Origin of the sequence: Streptomyces goshikiensis (genome assembly GCF_014650555.1) — a bacterium.
In the GTDB taxonomy this organism is placed as follows: domain Bacteria; phylum Actinomycetota; class Actinomycetes; order Streptomycetales; family Streptomycetaceae; genus Streptomyces; species Streptomyces goshikiensis.
Genome location: NZ_BMVE01000012.1, coordinates 166,382 through 193,378 on the forward strand (window position 1 = coordinate 166,382; position 26,997 = coordinate 193,378).

Below are 26,997 nucleotides of genomic sequence, written 5' to 3' on the forward strand. Positions count from 1 at the left end.
CTCCCGGCGGGTCAGGACCGGTCCAGGCGGACGGGCAGCGCCTCGACGCTGTTGCCGATGAAGCTGCGCTGGTGCGGGAGTTCGGGCTCGGGGACGGCCAGGTCGAGGTCCGGGAAGCGGGTGAACAGCCGCTCCAGGGCGATGGTGGCCTCCAGCCGGGCGAGCGGGGCGCCGACGCAGTAGTGCGCGCCGTGGCCGAAGGAGAGGTGGCGGGCGGCGGTGGGGCGGGTGACGTCGAAGCGGTCGGCGTCGGGGCCGTGGAAGGCCTCGTCGCGGCCGGCGGCCGTGTACCCGGCGAGGACCGGGGTGCCGCGCGGGATCAGTGTCCCGTCGACGGTCAGGTCGCGGGTGGGGTAGCGGAACGGGAACCAGCTGACGGGGCCGTCGAAGCGCAGGGTCTCGTCGACCACGTCCGACCAGGTGGCCCTGCCCTCCCGGACGAGCTCCAGCTGGTCGCGGTGGGTGCACAGCGCGCGGACGGCATTGCTGATGAGGTTGAGGGTGGTCTCGTGGCCGGCGACCAGCATGAGCCGCATGGTGCCGATGAGTTCGGCCTCGCTGAGCCGGTCCCCGTCGCCCTCGCGGGCGGCGATGAGGGCGCTGGTGAGGTCCTCGCCGGGCCGTGCGCGGCGGGCGGCGGCGATGGTGCCCATCAGCTCGACGAGTTCCCGTACGGCGGCCATGGCCTCGGCCGGGGTGGTGTCGGTGGCGATGATCACGGTGTTGGAGAGGTGGTGCAGCCGGCCCCGGTGCTCCGGGTCCACTCCGAGGAGTTCGCAGATCACGCTCATCGGGAGCGGGAGCGCGAAGTGGGTGCGCAGGTCGGCGACGCCACCCGGGGCTTCGGCGGCGGCCCCGGCGAGGTCGTCGAGCAGCCCGGCGGTGAGTTCCTCGATGCGCGGGCGCAGCCGTTCCACCTGGCGGGCGGTGAAGGCGTTGCCGACGAGGGAGCGGAGCCTGCGGTGGTCGGCGGCGTCGGCGGTGTGCATGCCCTGGGCGTTGGCGAAGACGCGCAGCGGCCAGTCGGGGGCGATGGTGCCGTCGTGCAGGGCCGGGAAGTGCCGGGCGTCCTTGGCCACGTCGGGGTGGCCGAGGAACTCCCGCAGCGCCTCGTGACCGAGGACCACCGCCCCGGGGACCCCGCCGGGAAGCACGACCTCGGACACGGAGCCCCCGGCGCGCAGCCGGGCGTTGAGCGCGTGCGGGCAGCCGCCCGCGGGGTCGATGACGTGGGCGGGGGCGGGGGCGTGCGCGGGGGTGGGGATGGCGGGGTCTGCGGGGTTCAAGCCAAGTCTCCTGACCGGGGTGGGGGGCGAAACTCGGTCAACAGTGCGTCCCGGGAGCGGTGTTGTACAAGCCCGACACCACCTCGTCTCAGAACCGGGCGCCGGCGGCGGGCGTCATCGGGCGGGCTCCCGTACCGGCGCCTTGCGCCGGGCCTCCGCGATGAACGCCCGGGCGGCGCGGCTCAGCGGGCGCCGCGGGTGCGCGATGCCCACCGGGCGCAGCAGGGGCGGGTCGAAGGAGCGGATCTCGGCGCGGTGCCCGAAGGCGCGCAGCGCCACGTCCCGGTACCAGATGAGCGAGCCGCGCCCGTCGGTCACGCCCGTCACCCAGGCGAGCCGCTCGTCTGCCTCCAGCGAGGGCGCGGGCCGGACGCCGAGGCAGCTGAACATGGCCTCCAGCTCGGTGCGGCGCCCGGCGCCCGGGGTCGGCAGGACCATGGGCAGCCCGTCGAGCAGCCGGAAGGGCACCGGGTCGGGCAGCCGGGAGCCGACCGGCGAGATCAGCACCACCTCGCGCTCCTGGATGTGGTGCGTGGAGAGCTCCTTGTCGACCGGCAGGTCCACCAGGGCCAGTTCCGCGCGCCCGTCCATGAGCTCCCGGACCAGGTGCTCCCTGCTGTCGCGCTGCCGGATCCGCACGTCCACCCCGGGGTGCCGCTCGGTGAAGCCCGGTATCAGGCGGGCGGCCAGATCGAGGGCCAGCGTCGGCGTGGTGACGAGCGTGAGCGGGACCCGGGAGCCCTTGCCGTGCGCCGTTCCGATGTCGTCGATCGCCTCGACCGCGTCGAGCACGGTCCGGGCCAGCCGGACCACCCGGGAGCCTTCGGGGGTGAGGTCGACCCCTCTGCCCCGGCGGGCCAGGAGGTCGACCCCGAGGTCCCGTTCCATGGCCTGGACGGCCCGGGACAGGGCGGACTGGGCGACGAAGACCGAGGCGGCCGCTCCGGTGATGGAACGGCAGTCCGCGACGGCGACGAGATAACGAAGCTGCGCGAGTGTGGGGGTCATGACCGGACGGTAACCGCGCCCCGCTGTACCTGTAAGGGCCATGCGGTGAACAAACGTCCGACCGGCGCCCCGAGTTCATACCCGGAGACCGGCGAGGCATGCCGGTCCGGCATGACCCCGCGCCCGTACGGTACGCCGGCCCGTCCACCGGGGCCGGCCCGCGCGGGCACCATCGCCGCAGGCCACCGCCCCGGCGGGGGGTGCGCGCGGTCCGGCGGGAAGACGCCTTGCGCGAAATGCCTTCCTCCGCATGGCCGTTGACACTGCGGGAAGGTCACCGCACGATGCATCCCGGCGCCGGGGAAGTTGACCACCGTTCCACCGGCCGCGTCCACGGCAGGCCGGACGCGAGCGGGTCCCGCCCGGACGCCGCGCAGCCCGAGCACCGCGCAGCCGCAGGCACGGCAGGCACGGCAGGCACCGCACCGCAGGCACCGCACCGCACCGCTGGCACGGCACAGCCGCAGGCACCGCAGGCACCGCACCGCACGGCCGAAGCAGCGCAGGCACCGCAGGCACGGCAGGCACCGCACCGCTGGCACCGCACCGCACGGCAGGCACCGCACAGCCGCAGGCACCCGTACCGCGGGTACGCGGGGGCTCCCGCCCCGCGCACTCTCCGCAGTCCTCGTACGGCCCCGGTCCGCCCGGGGCGTGTCGTCCGCCGCGACATGTCACACAGCACCTACTCAGAGGAGCGCCCGTGACCCCCCAGCCCCCGCGATCCGCCCCCGCCCGCGACCTCGTCGTCGCGGTCAGCCCGTTCGAGGAGCCGCAGCCACGGATCGTGACCGCCGCCGAACGGGCGGGCGCCCTCGGGCTGCTCGACCTGGGCCGGGATCCCGCCGCCGCCCGGGCCGCCTTCGCCGAACTCGCCCGGCGGCTCGGCGCGGGCCGCCGGTACGGGGTGCGGGTGCCGTGGGGCTGCCCGCTCGGGCCGGGCGACCTGCCGGCCGAGGTGGACACCGTGCTGCTGGCCCACCCGGGCGAGCACACCCCCGAGCGGGTCGCCGCCTGGGCGGACGCCGCCGGGCGGCCCCGGGTCTGGGCCGAGGCCACCGCCCTCGCGGAGGCCCTCGCGGCGCGGGCCGCCGGGGCCGGGGCGGTCGTCGCCAAGGGGTACGAGGCCGGGGGCCGGGTGGGCGGGGCCACCACCTTCGTCCTCCTCCAGCAGCTCCTCGCCGCCCCGGACCTGCGGATCCCCGTACTGGCCTGCGGCGGCATCGGTCCGCACACGGCGGCCGCGGCCGTCGCGGGCGGCGCGGCCGGGGTGCTGCTCGACGTACAACTGGCCCTGACCGCCGAGGGGGAGGCGGGCCTGCCGGCCGAGGTGGCGGCGGCGTTACGGGTGATGGACGGGTCCGAGACCCGGCTCGTCGAGGGCCACCGGGTGTACGCCCGGCCCGACCTGACCCCGCCGCAGGGCCCCGCCGCGGCCCTGCTCGGCGCCCGGGACCTGCGGGCCCAGCTGCTGCCCGTCGGGCAGGACGGGGCCTCGGCGGCCCGGCTGGCCGACCGCCACCGCACGGCGGGCGGGGTGCTCCAGGCCGTACGGGACGCCATCGCCGGGCACCTGGAGGCGGCGGCCCGGGCCCGCCCGCTGACCCGTCCGCTCCCCGTCGCCCAGGGGCCGATGACCCGCGTCAGCGACCAGGCCGCCTTCGCCGAGGCCGTCGCCGCCGCGGGCGGGGTCCCGTACCTGGCGCTCGCGGTGATGACCGGGCCGGAGGTCCGAAGACTGCTGGCCGAGACGGCGGAGCGGCTCGGGGAGCGTCCCTGGGGCGTGGGGCTGCTCGGCTTCGCCCCGCCCGAGCTGCGCCGCGAGCAGCTCGCGGCGGTGGCCGAGGTGCGGCCGCCGTACGCGATCATCGCCGGCGGCACCCCGGCGCAGGCGGCGCCGCTGGAGGCGGCCGGGACCCTGACGCATCTGCACGTGCCCTCGCCGGGACTGCTGGAGCGCTACCTCGCCGAAGGGGCGCGGCGGTTCGTGTTCGAGGGGCTGGAGTGCGGCGGCCACGTGGGGCCGCGCGCCTCGTTCCCGCTGTGGGAGGAGCAGATCGAGCGGCTGCTGGCCTGCCCCGAACCGGCCGCGCTGGACGTGCTGTTCGCCGGTGGCATCCACGACGCGCGCTCGGCCGCGATGGCGGTGGCGGCCGCCGCCCCGCTGGCCGAACGGGGCGCCCGGATCGGCGTACTGATGGGAACGGCCTACCTGTTCACCCAGGAGGCGGTGGCGGCCGGCGCGGTCCTGCCCGGCTTCCAGCGGGCCGCGGTGGACTGCGCGGACACCGTCCTGCTGCACACCGCGCCGGGGCATGCCACCCGGTGCGCGGACACCCCGTACGCCACCACGTTCGAGGCCACCCGGGAGCGGCTCACGGCGAGCGGGACCGAGCCGCGCGAGATGTGGGAGGAGCTGGAGCGGCTCAACCTGGGGCGGCTGCGGATCGCCAGCAAGGGGCTGCGCAGGGGCGCGTCGGGTTCGCTGGATCCGGTGGACGCCGAACAGCAGTACGCCGACGGGCTGTTCATGCTCGGGCAGGCCGCCACCCTGCGGACGGGGACCACGACGATCGCGGCCCTGCACGCGGAGGTGACCGGGGGCGCCACGGAGCTGCTCGACCGGCGCGCCCGGGACTTCCCGCGCCCGGACCCCGCCGAGGACGCGGCGGCCGGCCCGTACGACATCGCGGTCGTCGGCATGGCCTGCGCCTACCCGGGCGCCCCCGACCTCGCCGCGTACTGGGCGCGGATCCTGGCCGGGACGGACGCGGTGACCGAGGTGCCGGCCGAGCGGTGGGACCCCGCGCTGTACTACGACCCCGACCCGGCGCGGGCCGGCGAGCGCACCCCCTCCCGGTGGGGCGGGTTCCTCGACCCGATGCCCTTCGACGCCCTCGCGCACGGCATCCCGCCCGCCTCCCTGGCCGGCATCGAGCCGGTGCAGCTGCTGGCCCTGGAGGTCTCGGCGCGGGCCCTCGCGGACGCCGGCTATGGCAAGGACCGGGCGTTCGACCGCACCCGTACGTCGGTGGTCTTCGGCGCGGAGGCCGGAACCGAGCTGGCCGGGGCGTACGGACTGCGGGCGCTGCACCCCGGCTATCTGGGCGACCTCCCGCGCGACCTGGACGAGCAGCTGCCGCGGCTCACCGAGGACTCCTTCCCCGGCGTCCTCGCCAATGTGATCGCGGGCCGGGTCGCCAACCGGCTGGACCTCGGCGGCGCGAACTGCACGGTCGACGCGGCCTGCGCCTCCTCGCTCGCGGCGCTGGACCTGGCCTGCCGCCAACTGCGCGACGGGGACAGCGACATGGTGCTGTGCGGGGGCGCCGACGTCCACAACGGGATCAACGACTACCTGATGTTCGCCTCGGTGCACGCCCTGTCGCCCACCGGCCGCTGCCGGCCCTTCGATGCCGAGGCCGACGGCATCGCGCTCGGCGAGGGCGTGGGCGCGCTGGTGCTGAAGCGGCTCGCGGACGCCGAGCGGGACGGCGACCGGGTGTACGCCGTGGTCAAGGCGGTCGGCGCGTCGAGCGACGGCCGGGCGCTGGGGCTGACGGCGCCCCGGCCGGAGGGGCAGCGGCGGGCGCTGGAACGGGCCTACGCGCGGGCCGGCGTCTCCCCCGCCGAGGTGGGACTGGTCGAGGCGCACGGCACCGGCACCGTCGTCGGCGACAGCACCGAACTGGCCGTGCTGAGCGAGCTGTTCACCGCTTCCGGGGCCTCGGTCGGCTCCTGCGCGCTGGGGTCGGTGAAATCGCAGCTCGGTCACACCAAGTGCGCCGCCGGGCTGGCCGGGCTGATCAAGGCGGCCCGGGCGGTGCACGCCGGGGTGCGGCCGCCGACCCTGCACATCGACACCCCGAACCCGGCCTGGCACGAGGACAGCAGCCCCTTCACCTTCGTCACCGAGGCCCGCCCCTGGACGGCTCCGGCAGCGCGGCGGATCGCGGGCGTGAGCGCCTTCGGCTTCGGCGGCACCAACTACCACGCCGTGCTGGTCGGTTACGGGGGCGCGGCGGAGCCCCGGCACGGCCGGGAGGAGTGGCCGGCCGAGCTGTTCTGCTTCCGGGGCGAGGACCGGCGGGCGGCGGGCCGGGCGATGGCGCGGCTGGCGGCCCGGCTGGAGCAGAACGACACGGCCGGGCGGCCGTGGGCGCTGCGGGACCTGGCGGCGGAGACGGCGGCCGCCGCCGGGACCGGGCCGGTACGGGTGGCGGTCGTGGCCGCCGGCCTGGACGAGCTGGCGGCCCGGCTGGAGCGGGCCCGGGCGTTCTCCGCGGGCGAGGGGGTCCACGTACGGGAGGAGACGGCGGACCCCGGCCGGGTGGCTTTCCTGTTCCCCGGGCAGGGCAGCCAACGGGTCGGCATGCTGGGCGAGTTGTTCACGGCGTTCCCCGCGCTGCGGGAGCTGCTGGACGAGGCGCCGGCGCCGGTGGTCTCGGCGGTGTTCCCGCCGGGGGCGTTCTCGGCCGGGGCGCGCGCCGCGCAACGGGCGGCGGTCACCGACACCCGCGTGGCCCAGCCGGCCCTCGGGCTGGCGGGGGCGGCCGCGCACCGGCTGCTGGAGCTGCTCGGGGTCCGCCCGGACTGCGTGGCGGGGCACTCGTACGGGGAGCTCACGGCGCTGTGGGCGGCCGGGGTCTACGGCACGCCGGACCTGCTGCGGCTGAGCGCCCGCCGGGCCGAGGCCATCGTGGCGGCGGCCGGGGCGGATCCGGGGTCGATGGCGGCGGTGTCGGCCGCGCCGGAGGAGGTCCGGGAGATCGCGGAGCGGGCCGGGTGCGTGGTGGCGAACCACAACGCGCCACGGCAGTGCGTGATCTCGGGGCCGACGGAGGCGGTGGCCGCGGCGGTGGCCGGTCTGCGGGCGGCCGGGATCTCCGCCGAACCCCTGCCGGTGGCCTGCGCGTTCCACAGCCCGGTGGTGGCGGGGGCGACGGCCGCGCTCGCCGAGGAGCTGGCCGGGACGGCGGTGGCCGGGGCCACGGTCCCGGTCTGGTCGAACACCACGGCCGAGCCGTATCCGGCCGGGGCCGATGCCGTACGGGAAACCCTTGCCGGGCAGCTCGCACGGCCGGTCCGGTTCGTGGATCAGGTGGAGGCGATGTACGCGGCCGGCGTCCGCACGTTCGTGGAAGCGGGGCCCGGGCGGGTGCTGTCGGGGCTCGTGTCCCGCGTCCTCGGCGACCGGCCGCACTCGGTGGTGCCGCTGGACGTGCCGGGCACGCACGGCCTGGTCCGGCTGGTCACCGCGCTGGCCGAACTCGTCGCGGCGGGCGTGCCGATCGCGCCGGAGGCCCTGTTCCGCGGCCGGACGGCCGCCCTGCCCGACCGCGCCCCGCGCCGCCCGGGCTGGCTGGTGGACGGCCACCTGGTCCGCGACGCGGCCGGCGCCCCGGTCCCGGGCGGTCTCCGGCCCGCCCGCCGGGTGTCCGCCCCGGCCCCTTCGACCCCCACCACCCGATCGGAGCCCCACGGGATGACGCCGCCCGGATCCTCTCCCCACGCGGAGGCCAACGGAATGCCGTACGGAGCCCTGCCCCAGCCCGCCCCGACCGCGCCGGGCGGCGATCGGCGGGAGGAGGCGGTGCTGGAGTACCTGCGGGGCTCGCGGGCGCTGGTGGAGGCCCAACGGGACGTGCTGCTGCGCTACCTGGGCGCGGCCCCGGCCGTGCCGGCCGCGCCGCACCACCCGGTGCCCCCGGCGCAGGTCAACGGCTGGAGCCCGAGCGCCCTGGTCCCCGCGGCGGTCGCGCCGGACACCGTACCCGCGCCCCTGGCCGTATCCGCACCAGGGCTCTGGGGCGAGGCCGCTCCCCCCTCGGACGACACGGAGCGGGCCGCCGCGGCGCCGGCCGGCCCGGCCGGGCCGGCGTCGGCCGAGGAGGTGATGGACGTGGTCCTGGAGATCGTCCACACCCGGACCGGCTACCCGCTGGACATGCTCGATCCCGAGCTGGACCTGGAGGCCGACCTGTCCATCGACTCCATCAAACGGGTCGAGATCATCGGCGCGCTCGCCGACCGGATCGGGCTCCCCCGGGACGCCACCGGATCGGCCGAGTCGGCCGTCGAGGAACTGTCCCGCATCAAAACCCTGCGAGGCATCGTCGACTGGGTCACCACCCACACCCCCGCCGCCAAGACCGGGGCCGGGACTGGGATCGGGATCGGCGCCGGAACCGGGGCCGGAACCGGGACCGAGGCCGGGGCCGGGATCGGCGCCGGGACCGGGGCTGGAGCCGGAGCCGGAACCGGGGCCGGAGCCGGGACCGAGGCCGGGGCCGGGATCGGCGCCGGGACCGGGGCTGGAGCCGGAGCCGGAACCGGGGCCGGAGCCGGAGCCGGGGCCGGGGCTGGGGCTGGAGCCGGAGCCGGAGCCGGAGCCGGGATCGGGGCTGGCGCTGGAGCCGGAGCCGGGATCGGGGCTGGTACTGGGGCTGGAGCCGGGACCGGGACCGGGACCGGGACCGGGATCGGGGCCGGGATCGGAGCCGGGATCGGAGCCGGGATTGGGGCCGGGATCGGGGCCGGGATCGGGATCGGGGCGGTTCGCGGCGCCCTGGAGTCGGCCGGCACGGCCTCCCGCGTACGCCGGTGGCGGGTGGAGACCATCGCCCTCGGCCCGGCCACCGGGGACCCCGAGCGCCTGCGCGGACTGCGGATCGGGGTCGTCGAAGACGGCCAGGGAGTCGCCCTCGCACTCGGCGGCGCCCTGCGCGAACACGGGGCCGAGGTGGTCCCGGTGGCCGGGGCCGCGCCCGGGCACGGGCACGGGGTCGGCGACACCGGCCCGCTCAACGGCAACGGCGGCGTCACCGGCCCGCTCGACGGGCTCGTCGACCTCTCCGCGCTCCGGGCCGGCCACGAGGCCGCCCTGCCCGCCGCGTTCCCCGGGCTGAAGCGCGCCCTCGTCGGCGGCGTACCCCGGCTGCTCCTCGTCTCCGCCCCCGGCGGCACCGGCCTGCACGGCTTCGCCCGCAGCGCCGCCCTGGAGTTCCCCGCCGCCCTCGTGCGCGCCGTGGACGTCGACCCCAAGGAGGACCCCCGGCAGACCGCACTGCGGCTGATCGCGGAGCTGGCCTCGGACGCCGGGGAAGGGCTCGCCTCCGTGGGGTACACGGCCGAGGGGACCCGGGTCACGCGCCGGCCGGTGCCCGCGCCCCTGCCGGACGGCCCCGGCGGACCGCCCCTCGGCCCCGGCTCCGTGGTCCTGCTCACCGGCGGCGCCCGCGGCATCACCGCCCGGGCGGCGCTCGCCCTGGCCCGGGCCACCGGCTGCCACGTCGAGCTGGTCGGCCGTACGCCCGAACCGGCCCCCGGCGAGGACGCGTTCGCGCAGGCGCGGGATCTGGTCGCGCTGCGCGCCGCGCTCATCGCGGCCGGGCTGCGCACCCCGGCCGAGATCGAGGCGGCCGCCCACCGGGTGCTCGCCGAGCGGGAGGTACGGGCCACCCTGGCGGCCCTCGCCGGCGCCGCCGCCTCCGTCCGCTACCACCGCGCCGACGTCACCGACGAGCGGGCCGTACGGGCCGTCGTGGCCGACGTACGGGCCCGGCACGGCCGGCTCGACGGCATCGTGCACGGTGCCGGGACCCTGCGCGACGCACTGCTGCGCGACAAGGAACCGGCCGCGTTCGCCGAGGTGTTCACCACCAAGGTGACCGGCGCCCGCCACCTCGCGGCGGCCGCCGCCGAGCACGGCGACACCCCCGCCCCCGCCTTCCTGGCCCTGTTCGGCAGTGTCGCCGGGGTCTACGGCAACCGGGGGCAGACCGACTACGCCGCCGCCAACGACGCCCTCGACGGCCTCGCCCTCGCCTGGGCGGATTCCTTCCCGGGCCGGGTGCTGTCCCTCGACTGGGGCCCCTGGGCGGCGGAGGCGGGCGGGATGGTCACCCCCGAACTGGAGCGGGAGTACGCCCGGCGCGGTGTCCCGCTGATCGAGCCGGGGGCCGGTACGGCCGCGTTCCTCGCGGAACTCGCGCAGGGGAGCGACGTACAGGTGGTCCTGATGGCGCAGGACGGCCCCGGCGATGAGTGAGCGGCGGCGCGGCCCCCGGCCGGGCGATGCCGCGATCGTCGGCATGGGCGCGGTGTTCCCCGGCGCCGCCGACCTGGCCGCGTACCGGCGCAACCTGCTCGCCGGGACCGACTGCATCGGCGAGGTGCCGCCCGGACGCTGGGATCCCGAGGTGTACTACGAGCCGGCCGGCGCCGGCGGGCCGGCGCGGGGCGACCGGTTCTACTGCCGACGCGGCGGCTTCGTCGACGGTCTGGCCACCTTCGACCCGACCCGGTTCGGCATCATGCCGGCGGCCGCGGAGGGCGCCGAGCCGGACCAGCTGCTGGCCCTGCACGCGACGGCCGAGGCGATCGCCGACGCGGGCGGCAAGGACCGGCTGCCGGCCGACCGCTCCCGGATCGGGGTGGTGCTGGGGCGCGGCGGGTTCATGGGCGTGGCCACCGCCCGACTGGACCAACGGGTGCGTACGGCACACCAGTTGGCGCAGACGCTGCGCGAGGTGGCGCCGGAGCTGGGCGAGCGGCGGATCGCCGAGGTGCGGTCCGCGTTCCAGGAGGCGCTGGGTCCGGAGCGGCCGGACGCCTCGATCGGGCTGGTGCCGAGCTTCACCGCCGCGCGGACGGCGAACCGGCTGGACTTCCGCGGCCCCGCCTACACCCTGGACGCGGCCTGCGCCTCCTCGCTGCTGGCCGTCGACCAGGCGGTGGGGCTGCTGGCGGCGGGGCGCTGCGACGCGGTGGTGGCGGGGGCCGTGCACCACTGCCACATCGCCACCCTGTGGAGCGTGTTCACACAGCTGCGGGCGCTGAGCCCGAGCGAGCGGATCCGGCCCTTCGACCGGCGGGCCGACGGGACCCTGCTCTCCGAGGGCACCGGGGTGGTGCTGCTGAAGCGGCTGGCCGACGCGGAACGCGACGGCGACCGGATCTACGCCGTGATCCGCGGCACCGGGGTGGCCGGGGACGGCCGGGCGGCGAGCCTGATGAGCCCGCTCGTCGCCGGCCAGGTGCAGGCGCTGGAGCGGGCCTGGCGGGAGGCCGGGCTGGATCCGCGCGCCCCCGGGGCGCTGGGCCTGCTGGAGGCGCACGGTACGGGCACCCCGGTGGGTGACGCGGCCGAACTGGACACCCTGGCCCAGGTGTTCGGCCCGCCCGAGCCCTCCGGGCGGCCGGGGATCGGCTTCGGCTCGGTGAAGTCGATGGTCGGCCACACCATGCAGGCCTCCGGCATGGCGGGGCTGATCAAGGCCGCGCTCGCGGTGTACGAGGGGGTGCTGCCGCCGACGCTGCACCTGGAGGAGCCGCACGCGGAGCTGGCCCGTACCCGGATGCGGCCGGTGACGGCGGCGGAGCCGTGGGAGCGGGGGCCCGGGCCGCGCCGGGCGGGGGTCAACGCGTTCGGCTTCGGCGGGATCAACGCGCACGCGGTGCTGGAGGAGGCGCCCGGCCGCGCCGCGCCGGCCGCCCCCTTCGTCCCGGCCGCGCCCGCCCCTCCGGTACGCCGCTTCCCGCCGCCGGAGCCGGGCGCGCCGGTGGTGGGGGCGGGCGCGCGGGAAGACGTACTGCTGCTCGCGGCCGACGGTCCGGCGGAGCTGGCGGCGCTGCTGGCCGCCGGCTCGCCGTCCACGGGCGACGGGCCGTGCCGGCTGGCGGTGGTCGGACCGACGCCGCGAAAGCTCGCGCTCGCGGCCAAGGCGGTGGCGCGGGGGCGGGCCTGGCACGGGCGCGGTGACGTGTGGTTCGTGCCGGAGCCGCTGGGCGGGCGCACGGCGTTCCTGTTCCCGGGTCTGGAGCCGGAGTTCGCGCCGGCCCTGGACGACGTGGCGGATCTGCTGGGGCGGGAGCGGGCCCGGCTCGGCCGCGGAACCGAGCTGATGGAACGGGCCCTCGACGCGATCGCCACGGGCCGCTTCTTCGCGGGGGTCCTGCCGGAACTGGGCATCGAGGCCGATGTGCTGGCCGGGCACAGCCTCGGCGAGTGGGCGGCGATGGTGGCCGGCGGGATGTACCCGCGGGACGCGGCGGACGCCTTCCTGGACTCGCTGCTCCCCGGTTCGCTGAAGGTCCCCGACCTCGTGTACGCGGCGCTGGGCTGCGGGGCGGAGCGGGCCCGGGCGGCGCTGCACGGGCTGGACGGGGTGGTGGTCAGCCACGACAACTGCCCGCACCAGTCGGTGGTGTGCGGGGACCCCGCCGGGGTCTCGGCCGTCCTGGAACGGCTGCGCTCGCACGGGGTCCTGGGGCAGGAGCTGCCGTTCCGGTCGGGGTTCCACACGCCGATGTGGGAGCCGTACCTGGGGCAGGTCCGGGCGGCCTTCGCACGGCTGCCGCCTCGGCCGGGCACCGTGCCGGTGTGGTCGGCGACGACCTGCGCGGAGTTCCCCTCCGCCCCGGAGGAGGTACGGGAGCTGGTGGTGCGGCACCTGCTGGAACCGGTCCGGTTCCGGGAGCTGACGCTGCGGCTGTACGAGGACGCGGGCGTGCGGAGTTTCGTGACGCTGGGGCCGGGGAGCCTGCCGGGGTTCGTGGAGGACACCCTGCGCGGCCGCCCGCACCTGACGGTGTCCACGTCCTCGCCGCGGCTGTCGGGCCTGGACGCCCTGCGCCGTGCCTGCGCGGCCCTCTGGTCCGAGGGCCACGCCCCGGACTGGAACCGCCTGCGCCCCCCGGCGACCCCGCCCCCCACCGGCCCCACTCCGTCGGCCCGCCCCACGCCCGGCGGCGCCCCGGCCGCGCCATCAGCGCCCGGCGGCTCCCAGCCCGTCGCCCCGGCTCCCGTCGGACCTTCCCCGGCCACCCGGCCCACTCCGGTCCCGCCCCCCACGCCCGGCGGCGCCCCGGCCGTCCCTTCGTCACCCGGCGGCGCCCCGGCCATACCGTCAGCGCCCGTCAGCGCCCGGGCCGTGCCCGCGACGCCCGGCGGCTCCCGGGCCGTGCCGCTGGATCTCGGGTCCCCTCTGGTCCGCCTCCCGGAGGCGGCGCGGGCCGCGCTGCGGCGGGGCCCGGGGCCCGGGCCGGCGCCGGGGCGGCCGGTCCTGCTGTCCGCCCTGGACGCGGTGCTGGCCGACACCCGCGCGGCCGCGGAGACCGTCACCGAAGCCTGGAGCACCGCTCCGCCCCCGGCCCCCCGCCCGTCACACGCCGAAGGGGCGGGGAGGGCCACGGGGATGCGGCATTCGCTGCGGCTGTCGCTCCGGACCCTGCCCTGCGTACGGGACCACCGGGTGTACGCGCAGCCCGACGGCTGGGCCGAGGAGTCGGACTGGTTCCCGGTCGTGCCCATGACGACCATGCTGGAGCTCGCCGCCGACGCCGCCCGCCGCCACACCGGCGCCGGCGGAGCCACCGTCACCGGGTACGAAGACGTCCGCGCCCTGCGCTGGCTCCCCGTCGAGCCGGCCGTCGACGTCGCCGTCGCCACCCGCGACGACGGCCCCGGCCGGGTCCGGGTCACGCTCGGGGAGTACGCCTCCGTGGTCGTGCTGCTCGGCGGCCCGTACGACGCCCCGCCCGTACCCGACCGCACGCCCCTGACCGCCCCCGGCCCGGCCCCCGTCAGCGCCGCCGCGCTCTACCGCGACCGGTGGATGTTCCACGGCCCCCGCTTCGCCGGGGTGCACGAGGTACGGACCGTCGCCGCGGACGGCATCGGGGGCGTCATCCGCGCACTCCCCGACCCCGGCGCGCTCCTCGACGCGGCCGGGCAGCTCTTCGGGCACTGGATGCAGCTGCGGCTGCCCGTCGACCGGCTGGTCTTCCCGGCCACCGTCGACCGGATCCGCTTCCACGGGCCCCCGCCCGCCCCGCACGCCCTGGTCTCCGTCACCGCCCGCGTCCGGGAGGTCCGCGACGTCACCGTGCGCGGCGATCTGGAGCTCTGCGACGCGGCCGGAAGGGTGTGGGCCCGGATCGACGGCTGGACGTACCGCCGCTTCGGCGCCGACGAGCGGGTCTGGCCGATGAAGTTCACCCCGGAGGTGTGCGGGATCGGCGAACCGCAGCCGGCCGGCTGGTGCCTGGCCCGGCGCCGGTGGACGGACCCCGCCTCGCAGGAGCTGGTGATGCGCCGCTACCTCGGCGCCGCCGAGCGCGCGGCGTACGAGCGGCTTTCGCCCCGCGCCCGCGCGCCCTGGCTACTCGGCCGGATCGCCGCCAAGGACGCGCTGCGGCAACTCCTGTGGGACGGCGGCGCGGGGCCGGTGTTCCCGGTGGAGGTGCAGATCGGCAACGATCCGGCCGGCCGGCCCGTCGTCGGGGGCGCGCAGGCCGCCGGGGTCCGGCTGTCGATCGCCCACAAGGACCGGCTCGCGGTCGCGATCGCCCACCCCGGCCGCCGCGTCGGGATCGACGTGGAGCCGGTCACCGCCGATCCCGGCGCCCTGATCCGCGTCGCGCTCACGCCCGACGAGCTCCGCCTCGCCGAAGAGCTGGCCGCCCGGGACGCCACGGGGCTGCCGGCCGCGCTCACCGCGCTGTGGTGCGCCAAGGAGGCCGCCGCGAAGGCGCACGGCACGGGACTCGGCGGGCGGCCCCGCGAGTGGCGGGTCACCGACGACCCGGGCTCGGGCCCCGGCGGCCTCCGGGTCGCGTCGCCGGACCGCCGCGGCGGGCCTTCGTACCCGGTCCGCACCGCGCCGCTGCACGAGGACCACGTCGTCGCCTGGACCGCTCACCCGGCGGCGCCCTCCCCCGTCCCCTCCCACCTCATGGAGACCAGCCATGACCACCACCGCTGACACGATCCTCACGGAGATCACCGGCATGCTCGTGGAGATCGTCGGAGACGAGTTCCTCCTCTCGGAGGAGGTCACGATGCGGACGACCTTCAACGAGGACCTCGCCCTGGAGAGCATCGAGTTCGTCGCGCTCGCCGAGCTGCTGCACCACCGCTACGGCTCCGACGTGGACCTGATGGGGTTCCTCGCGGAGAAGGACATGGACGCGATCCTCGCCATGTCGGTCGGCGAGCTCGTCACGCACATCGGCCGGGTCACGCACGCCTCCCTCGCCCGGGCCGCCTCGGCGAGCGCCCCGGCGATCCCCGCCGCCCCGTCCCCGTCCCCGACCCCGGCGGGCTGACGGCCATGGCGTTCGTCCTCGCCAACGCGCTGCGCTTCCACGTGCAGCGGCTCCCGGCCACCGCCGCGGCGGCCTCGGCGCCCGGCCGGCCCGTGGTGGTCTTCCTGCACGGCCTGGTCGTCGACAACCTGTCCTCCTTCTACTGCCCCCTCGCCCTGCCCACGGCCCGCGCCGGGCACGAGGTCGTCCTCTACGACCTCCGCGGCCACGGCCGCTCCGAACGCCCCGCCACCGGCTACGACAGCGCCGCCGCCGTGCGCGACCTCGTGTCCCTGCTCGACGCGCTCGGCCTGGGCCACCGCCGCGTCCACCTGGTCGGCAACAGCCACGGCGGCACCCTCGCCCTGCACACCGCCCTCGCCCGCCCGGACCTGGTCGCCGGGCTCACCCTGCTCGAACCGCCGCTGGGCGGCGCCTGGGTGGAGAACATGGTCGACACCCTCTCGGCGGCCGCGCTCAGCCTGGAGGACAGCCCGGTTCCGGCCGAGCTGCTCTCCCTGCGGCTGCGCAAGGCGGCGAACCTGACCGCGATCGCCGACGACCTGCTGAACCGGACCAGCCTGATCGACGACATGGCCGCGAGCCTCCCCTTCGGCCCGGCGGACTACGCCCGGCTCTCCTGCCCGGCGCTGATCGTGTGCGGCGAGCACTCCGAACTGGTGCCGGAGGCGAGGGAACTGGCCCGGCACGCCCCCTGCGCCACGATCGAGATCCTGCCGGGCCTGGGCCACGACGTCCTCAAGGAGAGCAGCGGCGTGCTGCGCAAATCCGTGCTCGCCCACCTCGAAGCGACGGCCGCCGCGGCGGCAACGGGGACGGGAACGGGGACTGGGACGGGGGCGCTGGTCCGATGAGGGTCCTGTTCACGGTCCCGCCGCTGGCGGGGCACGTCAATCCGACGGTGGCCGTGGGGGCCGAACTGGCCTCCCGGGGACACGAGGTGGCCTGGTGCGGGCCGGCCGGGGCGCTGGCGCGGCTGCTTCCCGCGCACGCCCGGATCCTGCCGGCCGGCGAGGAGGCGGGCGGCGCGTACGAGGCGCTGCACGCGCGCTGGCGCGATCTGCGCGGGGTCGGCGCGCTGCGGTTCCTGTGGGAGGAGGCGCTGGTGCCGCTGGCGCGGGCGATGACGCCCGGGGTGACGGACGCGGTCCGTGCCTTCGCGCCCGATCTCGTGGTCGCCGACCAGCAGGCCCTGGCCGGGCCGCTGGTCGCGCGGCGGCTCGGGATCCCCTGGGCCACCTCGGCCACCACCTCCGCCGAACTGACCCGGCCCTTCGCGGACTTCCCGAAGGTCGGCGAGTGGGTCGAGGGGCAGATCGCCGGGCTGCTCGCCGCGTACGGCGAGGACGCCTCGGGCTGGGACCCGCGGTTCTCGGAGCGGCTGGTGCTGGTCTTCTCCACGCCCGAACTCGTGGGCGCGGCGGACCGGTTCCCGGCGCACTACGCGTTCGTCGGCCCGGCCTTCGGGGCCCGCCCGGCGGCGCCGGTGTTCCCCTGGCACCGGCTGGATCCGGACCGGCGCCGGGTCCTGGTGTCCCTGGGCACCCTCAACCAGGAGGCCGGCGACCGGTTCTACGGCGCGGTGCTGGAGGCGGCCGGGCAACTGGGCCGGGACGTCCAGCTGGTGCTGGTGGCGCCCGCCGCGCTGATCGGGGCGGTGCCCGCGAACGTACTGGTCCGGGACGGCGTGCCGCAGCTGGAGCTGCTGCCGCACCTGGACGCGGTGGTCTGCCACGGCGGCCACAACACCGTGTGCGAGGCGCTCGCGCACGGGCTGCCGCTGGTGGTCGCCCCGATCCGGGACGACCAGCCGATCGTGGCGCGGCAGGTCGTCGAGGCGGGGGCCGGGGTCCGGGTGCGGTTCGGCCGGCCCCGGGCCGAGGAATTGCGTGACGCGCTCACGGCCGTGCTGGACGACCCCGGCCCCCGCCGGGCCGCCCGGCGGATCCAGGCCTCCTTCGCCGCGGCGGGCGGGACCGCCGCCGCGGCCGACCGGTTGGAGAAGCTGCTATGACACCTCCCGCTTTCCACGGGGTCCGGTGGACCTCCGCGCTGCTGCTGGCCGCGCTCGGCGCGGGTACGGTACGCGCCCGCCGCCGGGTGCGGGCGATCCCGGTGCTGCCGGCGACCCCGCCCGGTTCGGTCGGGCTGCCGCGCGCCGCCGGGTGGCGGCTGCTGACCGCGCGCGGGGTCGAGGCGGACGCGGCGACCTTCCTGGCCGCCTGCGCGCACGCCGAGCGGGAGGGCCTGCGGGTGCTGGACCTGCTGCCCGGGGACCTCGCGGCGGAGCGGCTGCTGGGGCTGCTGCGGCTGGTGGATCCGGCCGGGTACCGGGAGGACCGGCTGGGCGAGGGCCGCGGGGCCGGGTACGCGGTGCTCGTCGCCGAGGAGGTGCTGGCGCGCGCCGGGCTGGAGCAGGACGGGGCGGAGCCGGGCGGCGGGCCGCGGCCGGGCGGACCGCGGCCCGAGCCGGCGGAACTCATCGCCCTGGTGCGGCGTTTGAAGGAGTACGCGGCCGGCGCGACGGGCCTGGCCGTCGCCCCGGGGCTCAGCGCGGGCCGCCCCGCCGAGCCGACCGGGCAGGCGCGGGTCGCCGAGATGCGGGCGCAGGGGCTGCCGCCGGGGGCGCTGGCCGCCGCGCAGCTGGGCGGGCTCGCGCTGCTGGCCGGGGTCGCCGCCCGCCAGGGCCGGTGGGGCGCTGCCGCGGCCGGCCTGTACTGGCTGCAGCCGTATCTGGCGCTGGGCGGGCCGGGCAGTGCGCTGCGCCCGGCGGATCTGGCCGGGGCGACCGCCGCCCGGCCGGTGCGCTCCCTGCGCGCCGCCGCGGTGACGGCCGCCGCGAGCGCCCGTACGGCGGATCGCGCCGAGGGGGAGGACGCGGCGCGGGCCGGCGCCTACCGGGCCGAACTGGCCGCCGGGACGGACCGGTTCCTGGAACCGCGCCGCCAGGACTGCCCCTGGTGCGGTTCGACGCGGCTCACGGTCCGCCTCCGGGTGCCGGACCTGCTCCAGGGCAAGCCGGGCCGCTTCACCCTGGAGCGGTGCGGGGACTGCGGCCATGTCTTCCAGAACCCGCGGCTGACGCCGGAGGGGCTGGACTTCTACTACCGGGACTTCTACGACGGGCGCGGCGGCGAGGGCGCGGGGACCGTCTTCGGGCGGCTCGGCGCCGCCTACCGGGCCCGCGCCGAGATGCTGCGGCCGCACACGCGCGTCTCGGGCCCCGACTCCTGGCTGGACGTCGGCACCGGGCACGGCCACTTCTGCAACGCGGCGCGCGCCGTGTGGCCGCGGACCCGCTTCGACGGCCTGGACATGGGCGACGGGGTCCGCGCGGCCGAACGGCGCGGCTGGGTCGAGGCCGGCTTCCAGGGCCAGTTCCCGGAGTTCACGGACAAGCTGGCGGGCCGGTACGAGGTGGTCAGCATGTACCACTACCTGGAGCACACCCGGGATCCGCTGGCCGAGCTGGACACGGCCGCGGCGGTCCTGGCCCCCGGCGGCCTCCTGGTCATCGAGCTGCCCGACCCGGAGTCTCGGATGGCCCGGCTGCTGGGTCCGGCCTGGCTGCCCTGGTTCCAGCCGCAGCACCAGCACCTGATCCCGGCGGCGAACCTGCGCGAGGCGCTGGCCGACCGGGGGTTCACCGTGCTGGCCGAGGAGCACGGCCCGGCCCACCAGGGCAATGACTTCGTCGGCGCGGTCGCCCTGACCGCCACCCGGCTGGCCCCGGACCCGCACCGCCCGTGGGCTCCCCCGGCGACGGCCCGGCAGCGGGCGGCCGCGCAGGTGGTACGGGCGGCGGCGCTGCCGCTCTTCGCCGGTGCGGCGGCGCTGGACGCGCTGCGGACGGTCGCGGCCCGCCGCACCGACGGCGGGAACGCCTACCGGATGCTGGCCCGCCGCACCGGCGCCGGGGAGCGGCGATGACGGCCGTTCCCGTCGGGGCCGGCGCCCCGGGGCTCGCCCGCCGGGCCACCGCCGACCCGCTGTTCCGGCTCGTCGCCTACGCCCTGGAGAGCGCGCACGAGCGGCCTCCGGCGGCCGTCTGGAGCGCCCCGTACGCCTTCCACCTGGACTCCCCGGGGCTGGTCGCGGCGGCGGGCTGGCCGGTGGCGGCCGCCGCCGCGCCGCGCGGCGACGGCCTGGTGCGGCTGAGCTCGCTCGGTCACCCCGCCGACAGCTGCGACCTCCCGCTGAGCCCGGCCGGGCCGGCGCCCGCCGTCCCGGCCTGGGCCGTGCGGCCGTACGCCGTGCTGCGGGCCCTGGCCCGGGCCGGGTTCGGGTCCGGCGGGACCGACCTGCACCTCCAGGGCTCGCTCACGGCGGCCGCCGGGCTGGCCACGGCGGAGCCCGCCGACTGCGCGGTGGCGCTCGCGGTGGCCGACGTACACACCCGGCCGGACGAGGAGCCGGACCGCGAGCGGCTGGCCCGGCTCCTGGCGCGGGCGCTGCCGGACGGGGACGACGCGCTGCGCCGGGCGGCGCTGTTCGCCCGGCCCGGTGAGGCGCTGCTGACCACCCCCGGGGGCCGGCGGTACGTGCCCTTCGACCCGGCCGCGTCGCAGGAGCGGCTGGTGCTGCTCGCGGTCCGGGGCGATCCCGGGGAGCGGGCGGCGGAGCTGGCCCGGGCGGTGGCGTGCGCCCGCCGGGCCGGGGCGCTGAGCGCGTGGCCGCCCGGGCGGCGGCCGGGGCGGAGCGTGCTGGTGCTGCTGCCCGCGGCACGTCTGACGGCGGTGCGGGCCGCGGTCGCGGAGGAGTTCCGCGGCCGGGGGCGCCCCGTGCCGCGCTTCCTGAACATCGCCGTGGCCGGTGCGGCCCGGCGCGAGGAATGACCCGCCGATCCCCGGGAGGGACCGCTCATGGCAACACCTTCGGCCGTCGCGAGACGCAGGACCCGCCGGTCCGTGCTCGTGGCCGCACTCGGCGCGCTCGGCCTGCTGGGCGCCTTCACCATCGCCGACTCGCAGGCGGCGCAGGGCGGTCCGGCCGCCCCTCGGTCGGCGGCGGCCGCCGCCGGGCTGCCGTCGTACGACCACGTGGTGGTCGTCGTCTACGAGAACAAGCAGTACGGGGAGATCATCGGGAGCGCGAACGCCCCGTACGTCAACCAGCTGGCGAACGGCGGCGCGAGCCTGACCGGCATGAAGGCGCTGACCCATCCGAGCCAGCCGAACTACTTCAACCTGTTCTCGGGCGCCACCCAGGGCATCACCGGGGACGGCTGCTACACCCCGCAGTCGATGACGGCGCCGAACCTCGGGCAGGAGCTGATCGCGGCCGGGAAGACCTTCGCGACGTACAACGAGGACCTGCCGGCCGAGGGGTCCACGGCGTGTACGAACGGCCAGTACGCGCAGAAGCACAATCCCTGGTTCGCGTTCAAGAACGTACCGCTGAACACCGGGAAGACCTGGGCGCAGTTCCCCCGGAACGACTTCTCCGCGCTGGCGAACCTGTCGTTCGTGATCCCGAACCAGTGCAACGACATGCACTCCTGCTCGGTGGGCACGGGTGACACCTGGACGAGGAACAACCTCGACGCGTACGCGCAGTGGGCGAAGGCCAACAACAGCCTGCTGGTGCTGACCTGGGACGAGGACAACTACCTCGGCTCCAATCAGATCGCCACCGTGTTCTACGGCGCGAACGTGAAGACCGGCAGGTACGCGACCGCCTTCAACCACCACCATCTGCTGCGCACCTTCGAGGACCTGTTCGGCACCGGCCACGCGGGCAACGCGGCCGGAGTCCAGCCGATCAGCGAGGTGTTCACCGACGGAACCACACCGACACCCACACCCGGTGACCTGAAACTCGCCGACCCCGGCCCGCAGAGCTGCAAGTTCAACCAGTCCTGCGTCATCCAGCTCACCGCCACCGGGGGCAGGCCCGCCCTCCGCTACGCCGCCACCGGACTCCCCTGGGGCATGAGCATCGACGCCGCCACCGGCCGCATCACCGGCAGACCCTGGGCCACCGGAACCCTCCAGGTGACCGCCACCGCCACCGACTCCGCCGGGAGCACCGCCGGCGCCGCCTTCCCCCTCACCGTCAACTGGTTCTGATTCCCGCGCGCCCCACGGCCTCGGGCGACGTACCGTCGGGGCATGGCGGAACCACAGCGGACACTCGAAGGCAAGGTCGCCCTGGTGGCCGGGGCGACCCGGGGCGCCGGCCGCGGGATCGCGGTCCAGCTCGGCGCGCGGGGCGCGACCGTGTACGTATCGGGGCGCAGCACGCGCGGGCGCCGGTCGGAGTACGACCGCCCGGAGACGATCGAGGAGACGGCCGAGCTGGTCACGGCGGCCGGCGGGCAGGGGATCGCGGTGGTCGCCGACCACCTGGTGCCCGCCGAGGTGGAGGCGCTGGTGCGGCGCGTCGACGCGGAGCGCGGGCGGCTCGACGTCCTGGTGAACGACATCTGGGGCGGCGAGCTGCTCTTCGAGTGGGAGAGCACGGTCTGGGAGCACGATCTGGACAAGGGACTGCGGCTGATGCGGCTGGCGGTGGAGACCCATGCCATCACCAGCCATTTCGCGGTGCCGCTGCTGCTGCGGGAGCCGGGCGGGCTGGTCGTGGAGATGACGGACGGCACCGCGGAGTACAACGCGAGCCGCTACCGGGTGTCGTTCTTCTACGACATCGCCAAGTCGGCGGTCCTGCGGATGGCGTTCGCGCTCGGGCACGAGCTGGGTCCGCGCGGGGCGACGGCCGTGGCCCTGACGCCGGGCTGGCTGCGCTCGGAGATGATGCTCGACGCGTTCGGGGTGAGCGAGGCCAATTGGCGGGACGCGCTGGAGAAGGTCCCGCACTTCGGCATCTCCGAGACGCCCGCGTACGTGGGCCGGGCGGTCGCGGCGCTGGCCGCCGACCCGGACGTGTCGCGCTGGAACGGGCAGTCCCTCTCCAGCGGGCAGCTGGCCGGGGTCTACGGCTTCACGGACCTGGACGGCAGCCGGCCGGACGCGTGGCGCTACATGGTCGAGGTCCAGGACCCGGACCTGCCGGCGGATGCGACGGGCTACCGGTAGACCGGCAGTGATCCGGGTGGCGCCGGGCCGGCCGCGCGCCCGCGGGCAGGTCCGCGCTCGTCACAGGTCCAGTTCGCGGCCCTCCCCGAGCGGGGCGAAGAACCGGGCCACGTCGTCGCCGGTGACCTCGGGCAGGGTGGCGGGTGACCAGCGGGGCGCGCGGTCCTTGTCGATGACCTGGGCCCGGATCCCCTCCACCAGGTCCGGCGAGCGCAGCGCGTTGCAGGAGACCCGGTACTCCTGGACCAGTACCCGCTCCAGCGGCCCCAGTTCGCGGGCCCGGCGCACGGCGGCCAGGGTCACCTTCAGCGAGGTCGGGGACTTGGCGAGGATCGTCTCGGCGGCCTCCTTCGCCGCCGGGTCGCCCTCGCCGAACAGCCGATCCACGATCTCCTCCACGGTGTCGGCCCGGTAGCACCGGTCGATCCACCCCCGCCGCTCGGCCAGTTCACCGGGGGCGGGCCGGCCGGTGTGCCGCGCGAGCGCCTCCCGCAGCGGCGCTCCGGCGAGCAGCTCGGCGGTGAGTTCCGCCAGCCGTTCGGACGGGACGAAGTGGTCGGCGAGGTCGCAGAGCAGCGCGTCGGCGGCGCCCACGGCGGCTCCCGTCAGTGCCAGGTGGGTGCCGAGCTGCCCGGGGGCGCGTCCGAGCAGGTGGGTGCCGCCGACGTCGGGGACGAAGCCGATGCCCGTTTCCGGCATGGCCACGCGGGAGCGTTCGGTGACGATCCGCACGCTGCCGTGGGCCGAGACGCCGACCCCGCCGCCCATGACGATGCCGTCCATGAGGGCGACGTACGGCTTGGGGTAGCGGGCGATCAGCGCGTTGAGCCGGTACTCGTCGCGCCAGAAGTCCGCCGAGGCCGAGCCGGCGGCCTTCGCGTCGTCGTGTATGGCCCGGATGTCGCCGCCCGCGCACAGTCCGCGCTCACCGGCGCCCCGGATCAGCACCCGGGTGACGGCGGGGTCGCCCGCCCATGCCGTCAGGGCCTCGGAGATCCGCAGCACCATGGGGTGGGTGAGGGCGTTGAGGGCCTTGGGGCGGTTGAGCGTGATCACCGCCGTGGGGCCGTCGGCAGCGAACAGGACCGTGTCGTTCACGGGATCGTCGGTCTTCACACCGGCAAGTATGTAGCGTGGGCGGGCATGGGAAAGATCATCCTGATGATGTCGGTGTCCCTCGACGGCTTCATCCAGGGACCTGAGCGGCAGATCGACTGGCACCGCGTCGACGACGAGCTGCACCAGCACTTCAACGACCAGCTCCGCGCCATGAGCGGTTTCCTCCACGGCCGCGTGGTGTACGAGCTGATGGCGGAGTTCTGGCCGACCGCCGACGCCGACCCCTCGGTCATCGGGCCGACGGCCGAGTTCGCGGGCATCTGGCGGGACATGCCGAAGTACGTGTACTCGCGGACCCTGCGCCAGTCCGACGTCGGCTGGAACAGCACCGTCGTACGGGACGTCGTCCCCTCCGAGGTCGCCGCGCTGAAGGCGGCCGCGGGCGGTGACCTGGCGCTGGGCGGGGCCGACCTCGCCGCCTCGTTCCTCCGGCAGGACCTGGTCGACGCGTACCTGATCACCGTGCACCCGGTGCGGATCGGCCGGGGCACCCCGCTGTTCCCGCCGTCCGACGGGGTGGTGCCGCTCCGCCTCGAAGGCACCCGTACGTTCGACAGCGGCGTGGTACAGCTCGAATACACCCGCGCCTAGGGGGTGTCCGGGCGGCGCGGGTGCGCGCCGGGGTGGGCGCCCGGGGTGTGTCCGAACGCCCGCCGGAAGACGTCGATGAACGCGCTCGCGGACGACCATCCGCAGCGGTGCGCCACCGCCGTCACCGGGGTGCCCACCGCCAGCAGCCGCAGCGCCTGGTGCAGCCGCAGCTGGGTGCGCCACTGCGGGAACGTCATGCCGAGCTCGGCGCGGAACAGCCGGCTCAGGGTCCGCTCGCCGGCCCCCGCGCCCGCCTGCGCGGCAAGCTCCGCCAGCCCCCGCGGATCGGCCGGGTCCGCGTACAGCAGCGCGCACACCGCCACCAGCCGGGGGTCCGTGGGCGCGGGCAGGTGCAGGGGCTGGAGCGGCGAGGCCTTCAGCTGGTCGAGCAGCACCCCGAGCAGCCGGCGCCGCTGCGGGCTCTCGTCCTCGGGCTCCCGGGTGTAGGCGAGGATCAGCTCCCGCAGCAGCGGTCCGACGGCGAGCACCGCCGGCGCGTCCAGGGACAGCGGGTTGAGGTGGACGGGCAGGCCGACGGAGTGCAGGTCGGTGCGGCCGTACCCGCGGTGCTCGTGCACGGTCCCGGCGGGGATCCACAGCGCCCGGGTCGCGGGGGCCACCCAGGTGCCGGCGTCGGTGGTGATGGACAGCACCCCGGAACCGGCGTAGGCGATCTGGTGGTCGTCGTGCCGGTGCGGGTCGATCCCGACGCCGGTGTCGAGCTCGCGGACGCTGGTCGCGGCCCTCGGGGTGTGGCGGATTTTCTGCATCACCCGGCAATTTATCGGAAGCGCGACGCACTGCGCGCGGGTGATCCTCGACCGGTGAACCCACAGAACCCGGTGCCCGCACGGGCCCCTACAGATCCCCGGAATCCGCAGGATCCGCAGAACCCGCGGAATCCGGCGGACCCCGCCGCGCTGCGCCGGCGGACGGCCGCCCTGTCGGCGGGCCACGCCTGCGTGGACGTCTACCAGGGCGCCGTCGCCGCGCTCGTGCCCTTCCTCGTCTCCGAGCGCGCCTACGGCTATGCGGCCGCGTCCGGCATCGTGCTCGCCGCCTCGCTGCTGTCCTCCGTCGTCCAACCGCTGTTCGGGGTGCTGGCCGACCGCCGGCCGATGCCGTGGCTGATACCGCTGAGCACCGCCGCCGCCGGCGTGGGCGTCGCGCTGGTCGGGGCGGACGCCGGATATCCGGCCACGGTGGCCGCGGTGGCCCTGTCCGGGCTGGGGGTCGCCGCGTACCACCCGGCGGCCGCCCGGCTGGTGCGCACCGCGCTGGGCGGCGGCTCCGGGCACTCGGCCATGAGCTGGTTCGCGCTGGGCGGGAACATCGGCTTCGCCTGCGCTCCGCTGCTGGTCTTCGCCGCCCTGTCGGTGCCCGGGGCGGCGGGCTGGTGGCTGCTGGTCCTGCCGGCCGCGCTCGGCGCCTTCCTCAACCGGCCCCCGGCCGCCGCCCGTCGGCGCGGCGGCGCGGGCGCGCCGGGCGCCACGGCGCCGGAGGCGGCACCGGGCCCGGAGGACCGGCGGGCGTTCGCGCGGCTGTCGCTGGTCGTCATCGTCCGCTCGGTCGCCTTCACCGGGCTGAGCACCTTCATCGCCCTGTACGTGCGCGAGCGCGGCGGCGGTGAGACCGCCGCCGCCGTCGCCCTGTTCGCCCTCTTCGCTGGCAGTGCGGGCGGCACCCTGCTCGGCGGCCGTCTCGCCTCCCGCTGGGGCCGGGTCACCACCGTGCGCCGGGCCTACGCCGCCGCCGTGCCCGCCGTCGCCGGGATCCTGTTCCTCCCACTGCCCCTGGTCTACGGGTGCGCGGCGCTGGCCGCCGCCGCGCTGTACGTGCCGCTCTCCCTCCAGGTCACCCTCGGCCAGGACTACCTGCCGACCCGGATGGGCACGGCGAGCGGGGTGACCCTCGGGCTGACGGTCAGCGTCGGCGGCGTGGCGAGCCCCCTCATCGGCGCCGCCGCGGACGCGACCTCCCTGCGGACGGCCCTGCTCCCCCTGGCCCTCCTGCCCCTGCTGGCCTGCGCCCTGGCCCGCCGCCTCCCGGACCCCGACCCGGGCGCCCCGGGAGGCGGCGGCTTGCGAGGGCTGCCCGTAGATCCTTAAGGTCGCCCGAGACCGGCACTCCGCCCGCGTGATCACCGGCGGGAGCGGAGCGCCGGCCCGGGCGGAAGCGGAACGCCCCCACGTACCGAGGAGCTCCCATGACCGACACGCTGACGCTCGACTCCAGCACCGCGCTCGTCCTCATCGACCTCCAGAACGGCATCCTGAGCCTGCCGACCGCCAAGCCCTCCTCGGAGATCCTTCGCAACGGGATCGCGCTCGCCGAGGCCTTCCGCGCCCGGAGGCTGCCGGTGGTCCTGGTCAAGGTCGCCTGGTCCCCCGACGGCGGCGATCTGCCGACCACCGATGTGGACCGCCCGGGGCCCGCCACCGCGCCGCCCGCCGCGTTCTCCGAGATCCCGGCCGAGCTCGCCGCCCTCGGTGACGTGGTCGTCACCAAGCGCCACTGGGGCGCCTTCACCGGTACGGAGCTCGACCTCCAGCTGCGCCGGCGCGGGATCCACCGCATCGTGCTGGGCGGCATCTCCACGAGCGTCGGAGTCGAGTCCACCGCCCGTACGGCCTGGGAGCACAGCTACAGCCTGGTCTTCGCCGAGGACGCCACCGCCGACACGGACGCCGCGTCGCACGCGCACAGCTTCGGGAAGATCTTCCCCCGCATCGGCCGGGTCAGCACCACCGCCGAGATCATCGCGGCCCTGAGCGCCTGAGCGCCTGAGGGCCTGACCGGCTCAGCCACCCGCACGCCCGGGCGCCGGTGCGCCCGCGCGGCCGGCCGGT

16 protein-coding genes are annotated in these 26,997 nt (G+C 76.8%); 12 read left to right on the plus strand and 4 right to left on the minus strand.

Features of this window, described 5'->3' with window-relative positions:
• Positions 1 to 11 precede the first annotated feature (11 nt).
• On the minus strand, positions 12 to 1,286 hold the full coding sequence (locus tag IE248_RS28635) for a cytochrome P450 family protein (protein ID WP_229895585.1): 1,275 nt from the start codon (positions 1,284 to 1,286) through the stop codon (positions 12 to 14).
• A 114-nt stretch (positions 1,287 to 1,400) separates the two neighbouring features.
• The gene (locus IE248_RS28640; RefSeq protein WP_159032108.1) at positions 1,401 to 2,294 is read right to left on the minus strand and encodes a LysR family transcriptional regulator; all 894 of its coding nucleotides are present in this window, start codon (positions 2,292 to 2,294) and stop codon (positions 1,401 to 1,403) included.
• A gap of 703 nt (positions 2,295 to 2,997) precedes the next feature.
• Here IE248_RS28640 and IE248_RS28645 point away from each other — a divergent pair.
• The 9 genes from IE248_RS28645 to IE248_RS28685 are packed head-to-tail and all read left to right on the plus strand — an operon-like array spanning position 2,998 to position 22,438.
• Positions 2,998 to 10,344 (plus strand): type I polyketide synthase, encoded by a 7,347-nt coding sequence (locus IE248_RS28645; RefSeq protein ID WP_190032096.1) that lies wholly within the window; start codon positions 2,998 to 3,000, stop codon positions 10,342 to 10,344.
• Complete coding sequence (locus IE248_RS28650; RefSeq protein ID WP_190032097.1) at positions 10,337 to 15,061, plus strand: type I polyketide synthase; 4,725 nt, start codon at positions 10,337 to 10,339, stop codon at positions 15,059 to 15,061. The genes IE248_RS28645 and IE248_RS28650 overlap by 8 nt, the downstream gene beginning before the upstream one ends.
• Positions 15,045 to 15,404 (plus strand): hypothetical protein, encoded by a 360-nt coding sequence (locus IE248_RS28655; RefSeq protein ID WP_100583177.1) that lies wholly within the window; start codon positions 15,045 to 15,047, stop codon positions 15,402 to 15,404. Before IE248_RS28650 ends, IE248_RS28655 begins: the two co-directional genes overlap by 17 nt.
• Positions 15,405 to 15,409: 5 nt before the next feature.
• Positions 15,410 to 16,258, plus strand: coding sequence for an alpha/beta fold hydrolase (locus tag IE248_RS28660; protein ID WP_190032098.1), 849 nt, complete (start codon positions 15,410 to 15,412; stop codon positions 16,256 to 16,258).
• On the plus strand, positions 16,255 to 17,418 hold the full coding sequence (locus IE248_RS28665) for a glycosyltransferase (RefSeq protein WP_073796257.1): 1,164 nt from the start codon (positions 16,255 to 16,257) through the stop codon (positions 17,416 to 17,418). Before IE248_RS28660 ends, IE248_RS28665 begins: the two co-directional genes overlap by 4 nt.
• On the plus strand, positions 17,415 to 19,334 hold the full coding sequence (locus IE248_RS28670) for a class I SAM-dependent methyltransferase (protein ID WP_190032099.1): 1,920 nt from the start codon (positions 17,415 to 17,417) through the stop codon (positions 19,332 to 19,334). Before IE248_RS28665 ends, IE248_RS28670 begins: the two co-directional genes overlap by 4 nt.
• The gene (locus IE248_RS28675; protein WP_190032100.1) at positions 19,331 to 20,239 is read left to right on the plus strand and encodes a galactokinase; all 909 of its coding nucleotides are present in this window, start codon (positions 19,331 to 19,333) and stop codon (positions 20,237 to 20,239) included. The genes IE248_RS28670 and IE248_RS28675 overlap by 4 nt, the downstream gene beginning before the upstream one ends.
• Before the next feature lie 27 nt (positions 20,240 to 20,266).
• The gene (locus IE248_RS28680; RefSeq protein ID WP_190032101.1) at positions 20,267 to 21,472 is read left to right on the plus strand and encodes an alkaline phosphatase family protein; all 1,206 of its coding nucleotides are present in this window, start codon (positions 20,267 to 20,269) and stop codon (positions 21,470 to 21,472) included.
• 42 nt (positions 21,473 to 21,514) lie between these two features.
• Positions 21,515 to 22,438, plus strand: a complete 924-nt coding sequence (locus IE248_RS28685; protein WP_037797130.1) for an SDR family oxidoreductase — start codon at positions 21,515 to 21,517, stop codon at positions 22,436 to 22,438.
• Positions 22,439 to 22,498: 60 nt separating this feature from the next.
• Here the strand turns inward: IE248_RS28685 and IE248_RS28690 are convergent, their stop codons facing one another.
• On the minus strand, positions 22,499 to 23,536 hold the full coding sequence (locus tag IE248_RS28690) for an enoyl-CoA hydratase/isomerase family protein (RefSeq protein ID WP_190032147.1): 1,038 nt from the start codon (positions 23,534 to 23,536) through the stop codon (positions 22,499 to 22,501).
• Positions 23,537 to 23,581: 45 nt separating this feature from the next.
• On the opposite strand from IE248_RS28690, the gene IE248_RS28695 reads away from it, so the two are divergent.
• On the plus strand, positions 23,582 to 24,148 hold the full coding sequence (locus tag IE248_RS28695) for a dihydrofolate reductase family protein (RefSeq protein ID WP_073796261.1): 567 nt from the start codon (positions 23,582 to 23,584) through the stop codon (positions 24,146 to 24,148).
• Here the strand turns inward: IE248_RS28695 and IE248_RS28700 are convergent.
• A complete protein-coding gene (locus IE248_RS28700) occupies positions 24,145 to 24,918 on the minus strand; it encodes an AraC family transcriptional regulator (RefSeq protein ID WP_190032102.1) in 774 nt (257 codons plus the stop codon). The two genes, IE248_RS28695 and IE248_RS28700, sit on opposite strands and share 4 nt — an antisense overlap.
• Positions 24,919 to 25,068: 150 nt before the next feature.
• Here IE248_RS28700 and IE248_RS28705 point away from each other — a divergent pair, with 150 nt between their 5' ends.
• Positions 25,069 to 26,256 (plus strand): MFS transporter, encoded by a 1,188-nt coding sequence (locus IE248_RS28705; RefSeq protein WP_373301650.1) that lies wholly within the window; start codon positions 25,069 to 25,071, stop codon positions 26,254 to 26,256.
• 98 nt (positions 26,257 to 26,354) lie between these two features.
• Entirely contained in the window at positions 26,355 to 26,927 is a 573-nt protein-coding gene (locus tag IE248_RS28710) for a hydrolase (RefSeq protein WP_190032103.1), read from the plus strand.
• Positions 26,928 to 26,997: the final 70 nt, after the last annotated feature.